13 protein-coding genes are annotated in these 16,489 nt (G+C 75.3%); 1 reads left to right on the forward strand and 12 read right to left on the reverse strand.

Going from position 1 to position 16,489, the window contains the following annotated elements:
• Window positions 1-4 precede the first annotated feature (4 nt).
• The 7 genes from HCJ94_RS09585 to HCJ94_RS09615 form a co-directional block, all read right to left on the reverse strand.
• Entirely contained in the window at window positions 5-1,156 is a 1,152-nt protein-coding gene (locus tag HCJ94_RS09585; protein ID WP_168000620.1) for an FHA domain-containing protein, read from the reverse strand.
• Window positions 1,153-1,446 (reverse strand): 4a-hydroxytetrahydrobiopterin dehydratase, encoded by a 294-nt coding sequence (locus HCJ94_RS09590; RefSeq protein ID WP_168000621.1) that lies wholly within the window; start codon window positions 1,444-1,446, stop codon window positions 1,153-1,155. Before HCJ94_RS09590 ends, HCJ94_RS09585 begins: the two co-directional genes overlap by 4 nt.
• Before the next feature lie 110 nt (window positions 1,447-1,556).
• On the reverse strand, window positions 1,557-2,609 hold the full coding sequence (locus HCJ94_RS09595) for a fatty acid desaturase family protein (RefSeq protein ID WP_309227212.1): 1,053 nt from the start codon (window positions 2,607-2,609) through the stop codon (window positions 1,557-1,559).
• A 155-nt stretch (window positions 2,610-2,764) separates the two neighbouring features.
• Window positions 2,765-6,496 carry an SCO7613 C-terminal domain-containing membrane protein gene (locus HCJ94_RS09600; RefSeq protein WP_168000623.1) on the reverse strand — a complete coding sequence of 1,244 codons (3,732 nt, stop codon included), beginning with the start codon at window positions 6,494-6,496 and terminating at the stop codon, window positions 2,765-2,767.
• A 112-nt stretch (window positions 6,497-6,608) separates the two neighbouring features.
• Window positions 6,609-6,929 carry a divalent-cation tolerance protein CutA gene (gene cutA / locus HCJ94_RS09605; RefSeq protein ID WP_168000624.1) on the reverse strand — a complete coding sequence of 107 codons (321 nt, stop codon included), beginning with the start codon at window positions 6,927-6,929 and terminating at the stop codon, window positions 6,609-6,611.
• A gap of 9 nt (window positions 6,930-6,938) precedes the next feature.
• Window positions 6,939-7,955, reverse strand: a complete 1,017-nt coding sequence (locus tag HCJ94_RS09610; RefSeq protein WP_168000625.1) for a 1-acyl-sn-glycerol-3-phosphate acyltransferase — start codon at window positions 7,953-7,955, stop codon at window positions 6,939-6,941.
• Complete coding sequence (locus HCJ94_RS09615; protein WP_168000626.1) at window positions 7,955-8,785, reverse strand: patatin-like phospholipase family protein; 831 nt, start codon at window positions 8,783-8,785, stop codon at window positions 7,955-7,957. Before HCJ94_RS09615 ends, HCJ94_RS09610 begins: the two co-directional genes overlap by 1 nt.
• 121 nt (window positions 8,786-8,906) lie before the next feature.
• Here HCJ94_RS09615 and HCJ94_RS09620 point away from each other — a divergent pair, with 121 nt between their 5' ends.
• Complete coding sequence (locus tag HCJ94_RS09620) at window positions 8,907-10,424, forward strand: serine/threonine-protein kinase (RefSeq protein WP_168000627.1); 1,518 nt, start codon at window positions 8,907-8,909, stop codon at window positions 10,422-10,424.
• A 2-nt stretch (window positions 10,425-10,426) separates the two neighbouring features.
• Here the strand turns inward: HCJ94_RS09620 and HCJ94_RS09625 are convergent, their stop codons facing one another.
• The 5 genes from HCJ94_RS09625 to HCJ94_RS09645 form a co-directional block, all read right to left on the reverse strand.
• Window positions 10,427-11,542, reverse strand: coding sequence for a glycosyltransferase family 4 protein (locus HCJ94_RS09625; protein WP_309227208.1), 1,116 nt, complete (start codon window positions 11,540-11,542; stop codon window positions 10,427-10,429).
• A gap of 121 nt (window positions 11,543-11,663) precedes the next feature.
• A complete protein-coding gene (locus tag HCJ94_RS09630; RefSeq protein ID WP_168000628.1) occupies window positions 11,664-12,332 on the reverse strand; it encodes a BON domain-containing protein in 669 nt (222 codons plus the stop codon).
• A 177-nt stretch (window positions 12,333-12,509) separates the two neighbouring features.
• Window positions 12,510-14,129 (reverse strand): trypsin-like peptidase domain-containing protein, encoded by a 1,620-nt coding sequence (locus tag HCJ94_RS09635; RefSeq protein WP_168000629.1) that lies wholly within the window; start codon window positions 14,127-14,129, stop codon window positions 12,510-12,512.
• A gap of 62 nt (window positions 14,130-14,191) precedes the next feature.
• On the reverse strand, window positions 14,192-15,745 hold the full coding sequence (locus HCJ94_RS09640) for a sensor histidine kinase (protein WP_168000630.1): 1,554 nt from the start codon (window positions 15,743-15,745) through the stop codon (window positions 14,192-14,194).
• Complete coding sequence (locus tag HCJ94_RS09645; RefSeq protein WP_130320204.1) at window positions 15,742-16,443, reverse strand: response regulator transcription factor; 702 nt, start codon at window positions 16,441-16,443, stop codon at window positions 15,742-15,744. Before HCJ94_RS09645 ends, HCJ94_RS09640 begins: the two co-directional genes overlap by 4 nt.
• Between the last annotated feature and the right edge of the window lie 46 nt (window positions 16,444-16,489).

Below are 16,489 nucleotides of genomic sequence, written 5' to 3' on the forward strand. Positions count from 1 at the left end.
CGCCTCAGCGGGGCAGGCGCATCGCCATGGTCGGCGCCTCGGCCATCACCGACGCCGGCGTGTACGGGGCGCCGGCGGGCAGCTCGTCGGGGCGGCCCACCTGGACACCCGGGTAGAGCTCGACCATGTCGCCCTCGGCCAGCACCCGCGACTGCTGCGGCTTGAGCGGGATCCGCTCCGCCTCGGTCATCGACCCGCCCGGCCGGATGCCGGAGCCGTTCGTGCTGACGTCGGTCACGATAATCTCGCCGACGCGCAGCTCCAGCTTCAGGTGGCTGCGGCTGATCCAGCGGCGGGCCTCGTCGTTGAGCCACTGGCCGAGCACGATCGCGCCGGCGGCGTCCGGCGCGCGCCCCACCAGCACCGGCTCCTCGTCGGTGAGCACGAAGCGGCGGCGGATCAGGCCGCCGATGCGGACCGCCAGCACCTCGGAACGGGGCCGCGGGCCGGCGTCGTTCAGGCGGGTGCCGTGCCGCGGGCAGGTCGGCACGCCGCCGCGCAGACTGGGCGGCGGCTGCGTCACCGGGCTGCGGTCGGTCACCGCCGCCAGGTCGGCGAACGCGCCGCCCCCGCCGCCCTGGCCGAAGAGCGCGCACCCGGGCTCCGGGCACCGCCACTTCCGCGCCAGCAGCTTGACCCCGGCGGGCGACCGGTCCCCGGCGACCGGGGTGTCACCGCCGCCGACGTGGGCGACGAAGGTGGGCCCGCCCGCACCCGGCACCGGGGCGACCACCCGGCCCGGCTGGTCGGTCACCCACGGGTAGCGCCCGCGCAGCCCGTCGAAGCGACCGCGGCTGAGCACCGGCAGGCCGAGCAGGTCGGCCACCTCCAGCATCCGGTCACCCGGGTTGTCGAGCACCTCGACCAGCCCGTCGTCGGCCCACCGGCGCACCACCATGCGCTCGTTCGAGGTGAGGTCGGCGTCGGAGAGCAGGGCCCGGTGCACCACCGCGTAGACCGGGACGCTGTCCTCCTCCAGCTCGCGGGAGAGCGCGTCGATCACCATGCCGAGCCGGAGCAGGCTGGCGGGCCGGCCACCGTCGATGTCCTGGTACCGGATCACCTCCGCCAGGTCGAGCACCGCCCGGACCAGCGAGGGGTCGGTGCAGACCCGGCCCTCGATGGCGTCCAGCACCTTGCTGATCTCGAATCTCATCGGACCTCCTCCACGATCCCGTCGATCCGCCGCGCGAGGTCCAGGTCACGGTGGGTGACGCAGCCGACCGAATGGGTGACGCAGCGGAAGGTCACCGTCCGCCAACGGATGTCGATGTCGGGGTGGTGGTCGAGATCCTCGGCCACCACGGCCACCCGGTCCACCAGCGTGATGGCGTCCGGGAAAGTGGCCAGCTCCACGGTGCGGGTGATCCCGGCCTGGTCACCGGACCAGTCGGGCAGCCCGCTCAGCTCGTCTCGCACCGCCTCCGCGGTGAGCGCGTCTGCCATGGGGAGACCCTACCCGTGCGACCTGCGACGACGCCGACCAGCAACGTCGGGGTGCCCACCGGCCGACAGCGGGCGGGGGGTGGCACACCGCCACCCCCACCGCCCCGGGCTCAGCGGGCGCGGAGCGGACGACCCACCTCGTGCAGGTGCGCCAACGCCTGCCGGTACGACTCGACCAGGCCCACCTCGGCGTACGGGACGCCGCGCTCAGCGCAGTACGCCCGCACGATCGGCCGGGCCCGCCGCAGGTTCCCCCGGGGCATGTTCGGGAACAGGTGGTGCTCGATCTGGTAGTTCAGCCCGCCCAGCGCGACGTCGACGACCCGCCCGCCCCGCACGTTGCGCGACGTGAGCACCTGTTTGCGCAGGAAGTCCAGGTCGTCGGCGGCGGTCGGCATCGGCATGCCCTTGTGGTTGGGCGCGAACGAGCAGCCCATGTACAGCCCCCACAGCCCCTGATGGACAGCGGCGAAGACCAGCGCCTTCACCGGCGACATCACCAGCAGCAGGCCGCCGGCGTAGAGCACGGTGTGCGCCGCCAGCAGCAGCGCCTCGACGCCGCGGTGGCGCATCGGGGTGCGGAACCCGCCGCCGGGTTCCCGGCCCACCACCGCGCGCCCGCTCGCCACGTGCAGGCTCAGCCCCTCCAGCAGCAGCATCGGGAAGAACAGCCAGGCCTGCCGGCGGGCCAGCCAACGGGCCACACCCCGGGTCGCCCGGCCCTGCTCGGCGCTCCAGACCAGCGCGCCCGCCCCGACGTCCGGGTCCTCGTCGGTGTGGTTGGGGTTGGCGTGGTGCCGGTTGTGCTTGTCCACCCACCAGCCGTAGCTGATCCCCACCGCGAGGTTGCCGGCGAGCAGGCCTACCAGCTCGCTGGGCCCACGCCGCCGGAACATCTGCCGGTGCCCGGCGTCGTGCCCGAGGAAGGCCAGCTGGGTGCTGGCCACCGCCAGCAGCACGGCGACCGCCACCTGGGCCCAGGAGTCGCCGACCAGCACGACCACGGCCCAGGCGACGGCGAAGAACCCGGCGGTCAGGGCGATCCGGAGGGCGTACCGGCCCGGACGACGCTCCAGCAGGCCCGCGTCCCGGATCCGTCGGGACAACTCGGCGTAGTCACTGCCCCGCCGTACCGGTGGATCCGCCACGAGTTCACGCATGATGCCCCGCCCCCTGCCTCGGTCGCGATCGTGCCGGCTGGCCCGACCCCCCATCACCGAGTTTCACGGGAAAGGATGCGCTAGGTAATCCTGCGCACCCCCGGATCCGCGGTAGGGCGCGCCCTACGGTACCCCCCGAACACGCGCTGTGACGACCGTCAGCTCATCCGGCCCACTACGGCCCGGAGCCGGGCCAGGTCCCGGCGCCGCCGCTCGTACGTGGCGGCCAGGCCGATCAGCGCGAACCCACCGGCGGCGAGGAAGATCCACCGAGGCAGGAGGTCCCAGGTACGGGCCAGCTCGTGCAGCGCCAGCGGGGTGAGGGTCAGCGCGCCGAGGACGGCCGGCGCCTGCCAGCGCCGGGTTGCTCCGAGCAGCACCGCCGTGAGCGCGGCGAGCCCGAGCAGGAGCCGCCGGCCCGGCTGCGGGTCCGGCGCGACCAGCACCGACGCGAGGCTCGGCAGCAGCCCGGCGGCGAGGCCGGGCCCGAGCGCCTGCCAGCTGGTCAACCCCGGCCGGCTACGCAGTGCCACCGCGCCCGCCACGAGGGCCAGCGCCGCCGCCGGCAGCGTGTACGCCTCGAGTACCGCCACGTCGCCGGCGGCCAGGAGCAGCCAGGTGCCGACCAGTTCGCTGCCCCCGGCGACGGCGGCGAACGCCCAGCGCCGCGCGTACGGCTCGCCCCGGCGCAGCAGGCGCAGCCCGACGGCGACGCCCCAGAGCACGCAGACGGCGGCGGCGTGCCGCAGCGAGCCCGCGGCGAGCAGGAACGCCACCAGCGCCACTCCCTGCGCGGCGGCGTCCAGCACCCGCCCGGCGGCGCCCAGCACGGCGGCGACGGCGAGGGTGAGCACCGCGACGGCGAGCACCGTGAACGCTGCCGCCCGCAGCGGCAGCCCGCCGGCCAGCGGCGCCGTGACGGCGAAGGCGGTCGCCGCCCCGACCGCCGCGAGCCGGGCGACCAGCCGTGCTACGGCCTGCCGGCCGGTCACCCCGACCACGGTGGCGGTCACCACCAAAGCCCCGAGGCCGGTGAGCGTCCCCGCCCGGGTGGCGAGCAGCCCCAGCAGACCCGAACCGGTGAACACCAGCCCGAGCGGCAGCGCCACCGGGGCGAGCAGCGGACGCGGTGCGGCCAGGGCCGCGACCAGGAGGGCGGCGATCCCGAGCAGCATGGTGGCGCCGGGCAGCACCGGCCAGGGCGCGCCCGCCGCCATGAGCAGCACCGGAACCGCCGACGTGAGGAACGGCACCGTCCCCGGCACGGCGCGCCACCGTGCACCCGTCCCGCCGAGCGGGTCGGGCTCGGCCCGGGATGCGGCAGGTCGTGGCATCCCGGCCTCCGGCGGGTCACCTGGGTCCGCCTCGCCGCGTTCGGGGTCGACCGGTCGATCCGGGACGCCCGAAAGCCGCCCGGCCACGACGGCCACGCCGGCCGCCAGCACCAGCAACGCCAGGCCCGCCGGCACGACGCCCGGCGCCGGCTCGACCTCCGGCACACCCGACCAGACGGCGACGGGGCCGTACGGGGCGATCAGCGCGGTGAGCACCACCGGCAGGAGGACCGCCACGCCCACCGCCGACAGGCCGGCACCGGCCACGCGCAGAGCCCTGCCGCCACCGGCCGCGACGAGCCCGACCACGGCGGACAGGGCCGCCAGGGCGGCGTACAGGGCCACCGGTTCGTCGCCCGCCACGGCCAGCGGCGCCAGGCCGATCGGCGGCAGTGCCACGGCGAGCGCGGTCGAGGCGTACCGCTGGAGGTCCGGCCAGTGTCGACGGACCGCCAGCAGGGCCGCCGGCAGCAGCGCGGCGGCGGCGAGCGCCGCCCGGGCCTGCCACCAGGGCGGCGCACCGCCGGCGAACCCGGCGAGGGTGGCGCCCGCCGGCGTGGCGAGCAGGGCGCAGGCGAGGCCGGCACCGCCGACCCCGCGTTGCGCGACCCCGCCCCGCCGCCCGAGGACGGCGACCACGAGCCCGACGACTCCGGTCACCGCGAGTGCGGCCCCGGCGCCGCCGGGGGCGGCCAGCCCGACGAGCAGGGCGTGCGCGAGCAGGGTGGCCCCGGCCACGGCGGAGGTGAGCACCAGGGTCTGTGTCGACGGTCCGGCGCGGCCGGGCTGTGACGTCGACACAGACCCTGGCCCCGGGCGCGCGTCGCGGCGGCCGACGGCGGCCACGAGCAGGCCCACCGCCGCCGCCAGGTCCAGCGCCACCACGGCCGGCCACGGGGTGGCCCACGCGGCCGGCGCGGCGAGCACGGTCACCGCTGTCCCGACCGCCGCCAGCGGAAGCCGGGCGGGGCGGGGCAGCAACAGGCCGATCGCGATCACAATCACCGCCGTCGCGACCGGCAACTGCCAGCCCCAGGCGAGGTCCGGCCCCGGCCCGGCACCCCGCCACGGCGGGAGGGAGCGGACCACCGCACCGCCGGCCAGCCCCGCCACCGCCACCCCGGCGACCTGTGCCAACCCGCCGGCCACCACCAGCGCCCCGACGCGGGGCCCGGCACGCCACCCGGCCGGCACCAGCCGGACGCCCCCGGCGAGGGCCACCACGACCAGCGCCGACAGCACCAGCAGCAGGCTCTCCCGCAGCTCGGCGGCGGGCCGCAGTAGCGCGGCCGCCAGCACCGGCACCAGCAGGCCCGTCGCGACCAGCCGGAACACCCGCCCGCCGGCCAGTACGGCCGCCGCCACCACGGTCACCGCCACCAGCAGCAGCGGGAACCCGGCCAGCAGCGGCGTCCCGGCGAACCGCCCGACCGCCAGCGGCACCAGCGCACAGCCGGCGGCGAGGACCAGGGCGGTGGCGTACCCCAGCCAGGCCAGGATCCGCCCGGCCAGGACGGCCGGCCCCCCACCGGCCGCCGCAGACCCCCCGGCGGCCGGTGCCGCACCCCCCTCCGCTGCCGGCGTCGCCCCGGCTGTCGCCGTGGCCGGACCGTCCGACACCCCCGTGGCCGGACCGTCCGACACCCCCGTGGCCGATCCGGGCGGCACCGCTGTGGCGTCCGGCGCTCCAGCCCCGGCGACCCCCGGTCTGGTCAGCGCGGTCACCACCAGCAGGTCCACGACGGCCACGCCGACCAGCACCACCGCCCAGCCGCCCGCCGACGGCCGGTGCTCCGCCGCGAACAGCGGCAGCACCGGCTGCACGGTCAGCAGGGCCGCGAACCACGGCACGGTCAACCGGCTGAGCCGGGCGTATCCCGCGGCGATCGCCGCGCCGGCCCCCCCGACCAGCGCGGCGTACCGGGTGCCCGGCCAGCCGGCCACCCCGCCCAGGTCCACCGTCCAGGCGGCGTACCCGTCGAGGAGCACCAGCAGCAATCCCACCGCGGCGATCGTCTCCGCGGTCCCCCGAAGCCCGCGCCGCACCGCCACCAGCGGCACGGCGAGGGCCAGCGCGGTGAACGCCGCCAGGATCAGCGCCCGACCCGCGACGCCGACCGTCGCCCACGCCACGGCCGTGAAGACGACCGCCGCGGTGCCCAGCAGCAGTCCACCCAGGACGAAGAGCAGGCCCTGCACCGTCCGGGTGGACGCCTCCGCGCCGCCGGGCCGCGGCAGCGCGCCGGCGGGCGGCGTCGCCGGCACACCGGGCCGGCCCGCCGGCGCCACCGGACGCGCCGCCGCCGGCACCGGGAACTCCGCCCGGATCGCGGCGGCCAGCTCCGTGCGGCGCCGCCGGGCCGTACCGAGACGGTCCGTGACCTCCTCGTACGCCCGGCGCGCCCGCTCGACCTCCACGCCGAGTGCCGCGATCTCCCGGTCGAGCCGGATCACCTCGGCCGCCGGCGGGTACGGCGGGCGGCCGCATCCGGAGCAGCCGGCGCCGAGGTCGGCCGGCGCACCGCAGGCGGGGCAGGGGTAGGCGGTGGTCTCCACGCGGCCATCCTCGACAACCGGGGATCGTCCCACCAGAGTGCGCGTACCTAGGCACCCGGCCTCGGGCGACGGTGCTCCGCAGCCGCGGGATCGTCCGGCCGGCCGGCGCCGGTCAGGGGCGGGTGTGTTCGTACACCCAGGCGGCGTAGTCGGGGTTGCCGCTCTCCACCCGGGTCACCAGGATCTCCGGCACCTCGTACGGGTGGCTGGCCCGGATCTGCTCCACCAGCGCGGCGGCCCGGTCGGGGGCGGTCTTGAACTGCACGGACCACTCGGTGCTGGTCTCCACGCCCTGCTGCCACCAGTAGGTGCTGTCCACCTGGCCCCCCACCTGGGCACACGCTGCCAGGCGACCGGCCACCGCGGCAGCCGCGATAACGTCCGCGACGGCGCGCGCATCCACCACCGTCGTCACCACGCAGATCTGATCCACGACCGCACCCTACGCGGGACCGTCCCGGTTGGCGGAGATCCAGGCGTCGATCCGGGCCCACCAGTCGAAGAGCCAGTCGATGCGTTCCTGCCGGCCAACCGGCACCTCCTCGGGGGGCACGGACCAGAAACGCATCACGATCCGCTTGTCCATCGGCAGCTCACGCCACACGTCGGTGACGGTGAGCATCCGGTCCAGCCCGGTGTGCGCCACGAAGATGACGCCGGCGTCGGGGGCGGCGTCCAGCGCGGCGAGCAGACCGCCGGGTTGCGGGGCGAGGACGTGCTGCATCCGCTCCGCGCGCAGCGCCATCCGCTCCAGGCCCAGTGAGCGCAGCCGGGCGATGGCCCGGAGGCGGCGGCGCGGGGTGAAGTTGCCACCCTCCGGGAAGATCACGAACGCGTCGTCGTCGTCCAGGCCGGTCGCCAGGTGGCCGATCTGTTCCGTCACCGGGCCACGGCTGTCGGGGCCGGGCGCGAGGAAACGGTTCGGCAGCCGGTTGAGCAGCACGTCGATCGCCGGGTCCCACTGGAGGCTGTCCTTGAGGACGATCCGCGGCTCCCGCCGGAACCAGTTGACCAGGGCGTGGATCAGGATGAACGAGTCGCCCGGACCGGCGTGCCGGCACAGCACGAGTTCCGGCCGGCCGGGGAGCGCCGTGTCCGGGTCGGTGCCGACCACGTCGATGGTGAGCCGCAGCGTCCACCGGGCCTGCCAGAACAGCACCCGCAGGAACCAGCCGGCGAGCTGGTAGTGCGCCCGCTGGAAGGCCGGGGACCGGACCTGCCAGCCGAAGCCGGAGGCCACCCAGAGTATGAAGAGCGCGAGGAGCGCCGCCGCGTCCCAGACCAGGTAGACGGCGCCCACCCAGAGCACCCGCAGGGGCCGCAGCCGGCCCGGGACGAGCGGCGAGGCGGCCAGGGCGAGCAGGGCCCACGCCGGGACCGTGGTCACCACCGTGATGGCGAGCAGCACGACGCCGGGGGCGAGGAGCAGCCGGCGGACCCACCGTGGCGGTAGCGGCATCAGCTGTCCAGTTGGGCCAGGTAGTGCCGGGTCGCCGTGTACGCGCGGCTGATCCGCCGCCCCACCGCCGCCATGTCCCGGTACGCCCACGGAGTGTCGTCGCGGGGTCGCAGCCCACCGGTCGGCAGCACGTGCACCTCCACCCCGTCCGGCACGGCCGCCATCTCCCGGGCGAACCGGTGCCGGCGGGCGATCTCGAACGCGACCTGCGCGATCTCCCAGGGCCGCCGGGGCGGGCTCAGCTCACGCTCGATCCGGCCCACCTGGAGGACGAAGATGCGGCCGGCCCCGGCCGCCACCGCCTCGCCGATGGGGATGGAGTTGACGATGCCGCCGTCGACGTAGTGCTGGTCGCCGATGCGGGCCGGCGGCAGCAGGCCCGGCACGGAGGCGCTGGCGAGCACGGCCGGCACCACCGGCCCGGTGTCGAACCAGTACTCGGCGGCGCGCTCGATGTTCGCCGCGCAGCAGCGGAACGGCACCCGCAGGTCCTCGAAGGTGGTGTCGGCCCCCAGCTCGTTCTCCAGCAGCTTGCGGAGGGGGCGCGGCGAGTGCAGGTGCGTACGCGCGGCGAACCGGCGCAGCTGCCGGGCCACGGAGTCGCCGTACACCTCACTCGCCTCCGGCGACGCCCAGAGCCGGACCAGGCGGTCGGTGACCGCCTCGGACGGGTCGGCGGCCACCAGCGCGCCGTTCACCGCGCCGATGGACGTGCCCAGCACCAGGTCGGGCCGGATGCCGGCCCGGAACAGGGCCCGCAGCATGCCCACCTCGACCGCGCCGAGGACTCCGCCGCCCCCGAGCACGAACGCCACCGGTCCCCGCGCCATGCCGTTCATCCTGGCACGGGCACGCCGCACGGCCGCCGCAGGTGGCACGGGGACCGTTGACAGGGTGGAAACATTGACGCAACCTGATAGCGCTCCCATCCTCCCGAGGCAGGTGTGATCGGTGAAGCCGGCACTGCATCCCGGCCGGTTGCTGTCCCGCAGGTACCGGCTCATCGACCAGATCGGCGCCGGCGGCATGTCGGTCATCTGGCGGGCCCGGGACGAGGTGCTCGACCGGATCGTCGCGTTGAAGGTCCTGGTGCCGTCGCTGGCCGCCGACGCCCGCTTCCGGGACATGGTCCGGGAGGAGGCCCGCGCCGCCGCCCAACTGGTCCACCCGCACGTCACCTCGGTCCACGACTACGGCGAGACGGTCGCACCGGACGGCTCGATCACCTCGTTCGTCGTGATGGAACTGCTGGCCGGTGAGGAGCTGGAGCTGCGCCTGACCGAGGGCCCGCTGCCGTGGGCGGAGGCCGTCGAGGCCGGCGCGCAGGTGGCCGACGCGCTCGCGGCCGCGCACCGGCTGGGCATCGTCCACCGGGACGTCACCCCGGCCAACGTGATGATGACCCGCACCGGCGCCAAGGTGCTCGACTTCGGGATCGCCACGCGGATCGGGGCACCGGACGAGGACGAGGACGGCGGCACGTTCGGCACACCCGCGTACGTCGCACCCGAGCGGCTCGACGGCGCGCCCGCCCAGCCGGCCACCGACGTGTACTCCCTCGGCGTGCTCCTGCACGAGGCGCTCACCGGCCGGGTGCCGTACCCCGCCGACACCTGGGAACAGCTCAGCGCGGCACTGGCCGAGGGCGTCCCGCCCACGCTGACCGACGTGCCGGGCCTGCCGCCCGAGGTGGCGCGGATCTGTCTGCGCTGCCTGGCCCGGGACCCGGCCGCGCGGCCGACCGCCCGGCAGGTCGCCACGGTGCTGCGCGACCAGCTGCTCCCCGCCGATCCGCAGGCCGCCACGATGCTCGCGCCCACCCTCACCCTGCCCGCCCTCACCCCACCGTCCACCGGGGACGCCCGGCCCGAGCCGGGCGGGGAGCCGGCCGCCCCTCCGGACCAGAAGCACGATGCGGGGCCGACCATGGTGCCCACCGCGGCGGGAGCGCCCGGCGGAGCGGGCCGGGTCCGGGGGCGTCGGCCGCGGCCGGTGCTGATCGTGCCGGTCATGCTCGTCGTGGGCGTGGCGCTGGCGACGCCGGCACTCCGCCAGGAGGATCACCCTCCGCCCCGGTCGTCGCCCACCACCGGCCCGGCCGGGCCGGTCCCCTCGGCCGCGCCCGACCACACGCCACCCGCGACGCACACGCCGACCTCACCGGCACGCTCGGCCGAGCCGACGCCGAGCCCCGACGCCGGGACCCTGGTGGACGCCGCCAACCGGCTCGACGACGTGATCGGCGCCGGGCTCAGCGACGGCGGCATCCGCTCCGACGTCGGCCTGGACCTCCGCAACGAGCTGCGCAACCTCACCGCCGCCGCGCGCACCGGCGCGGACGACCTCACCGAGCGGGTGGTGGGGCTCCGCGAGAAGGTCGCGGTCCGCCTCCGCGAGGGCGCGATCAGCCAGTCGTACGCGGAGCAGCTGGACGCCGCGATGGCCGACCTCGCCGCGACGCGGGCCTGAGGTCAGGGCAGTGCCACGCGGGCGGGCTCGCGGACGCCGCCGGGGACGGCCGCCGTGGCGATGAAGTGCCGGTAGACCTCCTCGTAGCCGGCCGCCATCCGGGCGGTGGAGAAGTTCTCCGCGACGTGGGCGACGCAGGCCGCCGGGTCGAGGTCGGTCGCGGCGCGCAGCGCCCCGGGCAGTTCGTCCTCCCGCTCGCAGGTCAGCCCGGTCACGCCGGGGCGGACCAGCTCCGAAACGGCCCCCCGGTTCAGGGCCACCACGGGTGTGCCGGTGGCCATCGCCTCCAGCATCACCACGCCGAACGGTTCCTCCCACTGGATCGGCATGACCAGGCACCGGGCCTCGACCAGCAGACGGAAGGCGGCCGTACGGTCGGCGTCGAGCACCACCGTCACGTCATCGTCCACGATCGGCCGGATCACCTCCTCGTAGTAGCGGCGCTCGGCGGGCTCGTTGCACTTGCCGGCCAGCACCAGCGGCAGCCCGGCGGCCCGGCAGGCACGGATGGCGATGTCCGGGCCCTTGTCCGGGCTGAACCTGGCCAGCCAGAGCACCGGTCCCGACGCGGGTGTCCGCTTGCGCGGGATGCCAGCGAGGTCGAGCGCGTTGTGGACGGTCCCGACCCAGGGCAGTCGCGGGTTGAGGCGCCGTTGGGCGTGGGAGATGGCGACCAGGCCCACGCCCTGGTCGGTGTCGTCGAGCACGGTGCCGTACTCGCCCACCGGGTTGCCGTGCACGGTGGCCACCGTGGGAACGGCCCGCCGTCCGGCCACCAGCGGGCCGATGGTCGTGTGGTCGTGGATGACGTCGAAGTCGCCCGGGCCGATCAGGTGGTTCACCCGGGAGAGGTGGGCCAGCTCGGGCAGGGACTCACCGAGCCGGTGGTACTGCAGGTCCGAGATGGTGGAGACGAAGCGCGCGGTGGTGCCGTTCCCGCTGCCCGCACCGAACAGGGTGACCTCGTGGCCGCGCTCGCCGAGCGCGGCCACCAGACCGGCGACCACGTGTTCCAGCCCGCCGTAGCCGGGTGGGGGCACCGACAGCCACGGCGGGACCACCATGGCGATCCGCAGCGTCCGCTCGGCCGACCGCTGGTCCCGGCGGTTCACGGCCACGTGTCCTCCCCGTCGATCCGGGCGGGCGTCACCCGCCGTCCGCCGGACCGCCGTCACCGGACGGCGGCGGTCGCCTGCGGTTTCCCGGTGGCGACCCCGCTAAACAGGACAATTCGGTCAGTCATCCGCCCACCAGCAGCTGGTCCCGCACGGCGCGAACGCCCTCGGCGGACCACGCCACCCGCTCGGCCTGGTCCCTTTCCCACCACGAGCGCACCACGCCACCGAGGATCACCGTGTCCCCGTCCACCTCGACGGTCACCCGTTCGGTGCCGATCCCGCGCAACAGCGCCCGCTGGACGTCCCGCCGGATCCGCTCGCCGTCCGGCCGGACGGCAGGCCGCACCTCGACCAGGTTCGTCACCCCCCGTACGCCCCGCAGACGCCGCACCTCGGACTCGGCGGTCCGCCGTTGCCAGCCGAACTCCACCTCGCCCCGGAGCATCACCCACCCGTTGGCGACCGTCACGTCCAACCGCTCGGCCGGCACGAAGCTGTCCCACTCCAGCGCACGGCTGACGGCGATCGCGATGTCCCCGTCGGTGTACCGCTCCTCGCCGAGGAGGCGGACCTCCAGGTCGTCGGCGATCGCCCGGACGCCCCGGACGCGCTGCGCGCAGCGCCACGCCGCCCACTTCCGGGCGTAGCTGTCCACCCAGCCGGTCAGCGTCACCACGCCGTCGTCGACGCTGACCCCGATCTCCTGCGGCTCGACGCGGGGATCCCAGGCGAGTTCGTCCAGCACGTCCCGTTGGATCTGCGCGTCGGTCCGGACGGCGGTGGTGGTCATCGCTTCCTCCGTACGCCTCACGGGTCCTCGTACTCCGACCGTGCCGGCGGTACGGGTGACGGCGGTTCACCCGGACCGGGTGAACCGCCGTCGTCGGAAGGAGGCGCGGCGGGTGACGGAGCCAACCCCCTTGGCTCCGCCACCCGCCGCAGGAGGGAGGAGGAAAGTTCGTATCCGTTAGGACGCTTCGGCCAGCGTCACGGTTGCCGTCGATTCGGCGCCGTTTCGCTTGTAGGTCACCTCGACGCGGTCCCCGACCTTGCCGGCCTGCACGGCCGAGACCAGGTCGTCGGAGTCGTTGATCACCTTGTCGCCGAACCGGGTGACCACGTCGCCGCGCTGGAGGCCCGCCTTCTCGGCGGCGCTGCCCGGGGTGACGGCGGCCACCAGGGCTCCGCCGCCCTCGGCGGCGTTCACGCTCACGCCGAGCGTGGGGTGGCTGACGTTCTCGCCCCGCTGGAGCGTGGCCGCGACGTCCTTGGCCTTGTTGCTCGGGATGGCGAACCCGACGCCGATGTTGCCCGTGCTGCCCTGACCGGCGGTGGCGATGGCGGTGTTGATGCCGATCACCTCGCCGCGGGTGTTCACCAGGGCACCACCGGAGTTGCCGGGGTTGATCGGCGCGTCGGTCTGGAGCAGCCCGGAGATCGAGGTGACCCCCTGGCGCGGGTCCGGCTGCTGGGAGCCGGCCTGGATGGTGCGGTCCCGTGCGCTGAGGATGCCGGCGGTCACCGAACCCTGCAGGCCCAGCGGGCTGCCCAGGGCGAGGACCTGGTCGCCGACCTGCATCCCGTCGCTGTCGCCGAAGGTCGCCGGCTTCAGGCCGCTCACCCCGGACGCCTTCACGACGGCCAGGTCGGTCTTCGGGTCGGTGCCGACGATCCGGGCCTGGGCGGTCTCGCCGTCGGCGAAGACCACCCGGACGGTGTCACCGCCCGCCGACGCGATCACGTGGTTGTTGGTCAGCACGAAGCCGTCGTCGCTGAGGATCACACCCGAGCCCTCGCCGTTGCCGGTGGTGATCGACACCACGCTGGGCTGCACCTCGGCGGCGATCCGCGGCAGGTCGGCACTGTTGATCACCGGCGCGGCCGAGTAGGTGCGGGTGGTCCCGGAGTCGCCGTCCAGGGCGAGCGCGAGGGCGCCGCCGGCCACACCGGAGCCGAACATCAGGGCGAGCACCGCGACACCCGCTCCGGCGAACTTCGCGACGCGGCCCGGATTGGCACGCGGGCCGGTCTGCGGCGCCGCCCACGGCGGCAGGGTCTGCCCGGCGAGGTGGGGCTGCGGGCCGGCGTGGTGTGCCGGGGCGCCCGGATGCGGCGGCTGCGGACCGTACCCGGCCGCTCCCGGCTGACCCCCACTCCAGCCGGGCTGGTGGCCGGGGTACCAGGGAGCACCCGGGTAGCGGCCCTGCTGGTAGCCGCCGTACGGGTGGCCGCCGGACGGCACGGCACCGGGCTGGCCGGACACCGGGTACGGCGGCGCGGACGGGGTGGCGACCGACGGCGTGCCGGGGCCGGCGGGAGAGCCGGGGGCCGGGGCCTCGGGGGTACGGCCGGCCTCCGGCGCGGTCGCGGGACCGGCTTCGGCGGCGCCCGAGGCGGCGGGGTCGGCGGCACCCGAGGCGGCGGCGTCCGTGGCACCCGGGGCGGCGGGGTCGGCGGGGCTGCCCGGGGTGGTGGGGTGGGAGTCGGACTGCGCACGCTCGACGCGGGGCAGCCCGGCGGTGGGGTGCGACGGCTCGGCGTCGATGGGGGCCGGCCGGCGCTGCGGGTCGGACTCGTACTCGGTCATGGATCCACCATCTCCCCTGCCACTGCGACCAGCCTGGAACCAGCCTGAAGGTTGGCTGAAAGTCACACGTCGTCGCCGTCCGTGTCCGGAACGAGGGGCAGCCGGACCCGGAACGTCGCTCCCCCGCCCGGCGTCTCGGCCACCTCGACCGTGCCGTGGTGGGCGGCCACCAGGGCGGCGACGATCGCCAGCCCGAGCCCGGTGCCGGTGTTCCCACCGGCCCGGCGCGTCCGCGCCGCGTCCGCCCGGTAGAAGCGCTCGAAGACACGCTCCGCCCGCTCCGGCGAGAGCCCGGGACCGGTGTCGGCGACCTCCGCGACCGCGAGGTTCCCCGGCTCGGACCGCAGCCGCAGGGTCACCGACGCGTCCGGCGGGGTGTGCGTCAGGGCGTTCGTCATCAGGTTGCCGATCACCTGCCGCAGCCGGGCGTCGTCGCCGTACACGACCAGGGGTCCCGAGCCCGGGACGATGTCCAGCTCGATCCGGCGGTCCGGGGCCACCGCCCGGGCCGCCTCGACCGCGTCCGTCGCCAGCACCGGCAGCTCGACCGGGGCCAGCGCGAGCGGACGCTCCCGGTCCAGCCGGGCGAGCAGCAGGAGATCCTCGACCAGCAGCCCCATCCGGGCCGCCTCGTCCTCGATCCGGCGCAGCAGGTCGCCGGTCTGCTCGGGGGCGCGCACGGCGCCCTGCCGGTACAGCTCGGCGAAGCCGCGAATCGTCGTCAGCGGGGTGCGCAGCTCGTGCGAGGCGTCCGCGACGAACTGCCGCATCCGCTCCTCGGAGCGACGGGCCCGGGCCTCGGACGTCTGCGCATTCACGGCGGCGTCCCGGGCGGCGGACTCGGCGGCCCGGGCGGCCGCCTCCGACGCGGCGCGGGCGGTGAAGGCCGCCTCGATCTGGGTGAGCATCGCGTTGAGCGCCCGGGACAGCCGCCCGAGTTCCGAGGTGGGGCACTCCTGCCCCGCCTCCGGATCCGGCACCCGCCGGGTCAGGTCACCGCCGGCGATGGCGGCGGCCGTCTGCTCGATCTCCACCAGCGGTTTCAAGCTGGTCCGCACGATCGCCGCGCCGATCGAGGCGAGCAGGATCAGCACGGCGGTGCCGACCAGCAGGTCGATCCAGACCAGCCGCTTGACGGCCAGGTCCACGTCCGTCAGGTGCTGCCCGATGGCCACCCATTCGCCGCCGGGAAGCTCGGTGTAGAGGATGCGCCAGCGCACGTGGCCGTTCTGTGCCCGGACGGTGTGCGGCTCACCGCCGAGCCGCGCGAACTCCTCGGCCTGCGTGGGCAGACGCGGCAGGTCGGCGGTCGAGAAGCGTTGCTGATCGAACACGGCGACCAGCTGGCCGGTTCGGGAGTCTTCGGCTACCAGCAGGTAGTCCGTCGGGATGCCGAGCTTGCCGGACTGCTGCTCGATCACCGCTGCCTGGATGTTGCGCGCGGAACCTTTCAGTTCGGCGTCGACCTGGCCGACCAGGTAACTGCGCAGGAAATACGTGGTAAGGGCACTGATGACCAACAGCGCGAGGGCGACAAGGGCGAGAACCGCCGTGACCAGCTTGACGCGGAGCGGGACGCTGCGGAGCCGGAGCTTCGCCTCCTGGACGACGTTCACGCCGCCGGCTTGCGGAGGACGTATCCGACCCCGCGCAGGGTGTGGATCAACCGGGGCTGGGTGTTGTCGACCTTGCGCCGCAGGTACGAGATGTACGACTCGACGATGTTGTCGTCGCCCCGGAAGTCGTAGTTCCACACGTGGTCGAGGATCTGCGCCTTGGACAGCACCCGGTTGGCGTTGAGCATGAGGTAGCGCAGCAGCTTGAACTCGGTCGGCGACAGCTGCACCCGCTGGCCCGCCCGGTACACCTCGTGGGTCTCCTCGTCCAGCTCCAGGTCGGCGAAGGTGAGCCGGGACGGCGCCTGCTCGCCGGTGCTCGTACGCCGCAGCACGGCACGGATCCGCGCGGTCAGCTCCTCCAGGCTGAACGGCTTGGTGACGTAGTCGTCGCCGCCCAGGGTGAGCCCGCGGATCTTGTCGTCGGTGGCGTCCCGCGCGGTGAGGAACACGACCGGCGTCCGGGTGCCGCCCTCGCGCATCATCCGGATGACCTCGAATCCGTCGAGGTCGGGCAGCATGACGTCCAGCACGACCAGATCGGGGCGGTGGTCCTTCGCGGCGTTCAGCGCGGCGCTGCCGCTGGTGGCGGTCGCCACGTCGAAGCCCGCGAACCGCAGGCTGGCGGAGAGCAGTTCGAGGATGTTGGGGTCGTCCTCGACGACGAGCAGTCGCGCCTCGGTCTGGGTAGCGGCCATGTGGCCCATCATCCGCGCTCAGGCTGCGCCATGCCTGGGCGGTCGC

Source organism: Micromonospora thermarum, from assembly GCF_012034245.1.
GTDB classification, from domain to species: domain Bacteria; phylum Actinomycetota; class Actinomycetes; order Mycobacteriales; family Micromonosporaceae; genus Micromonospora; species Micromonospora thermarum.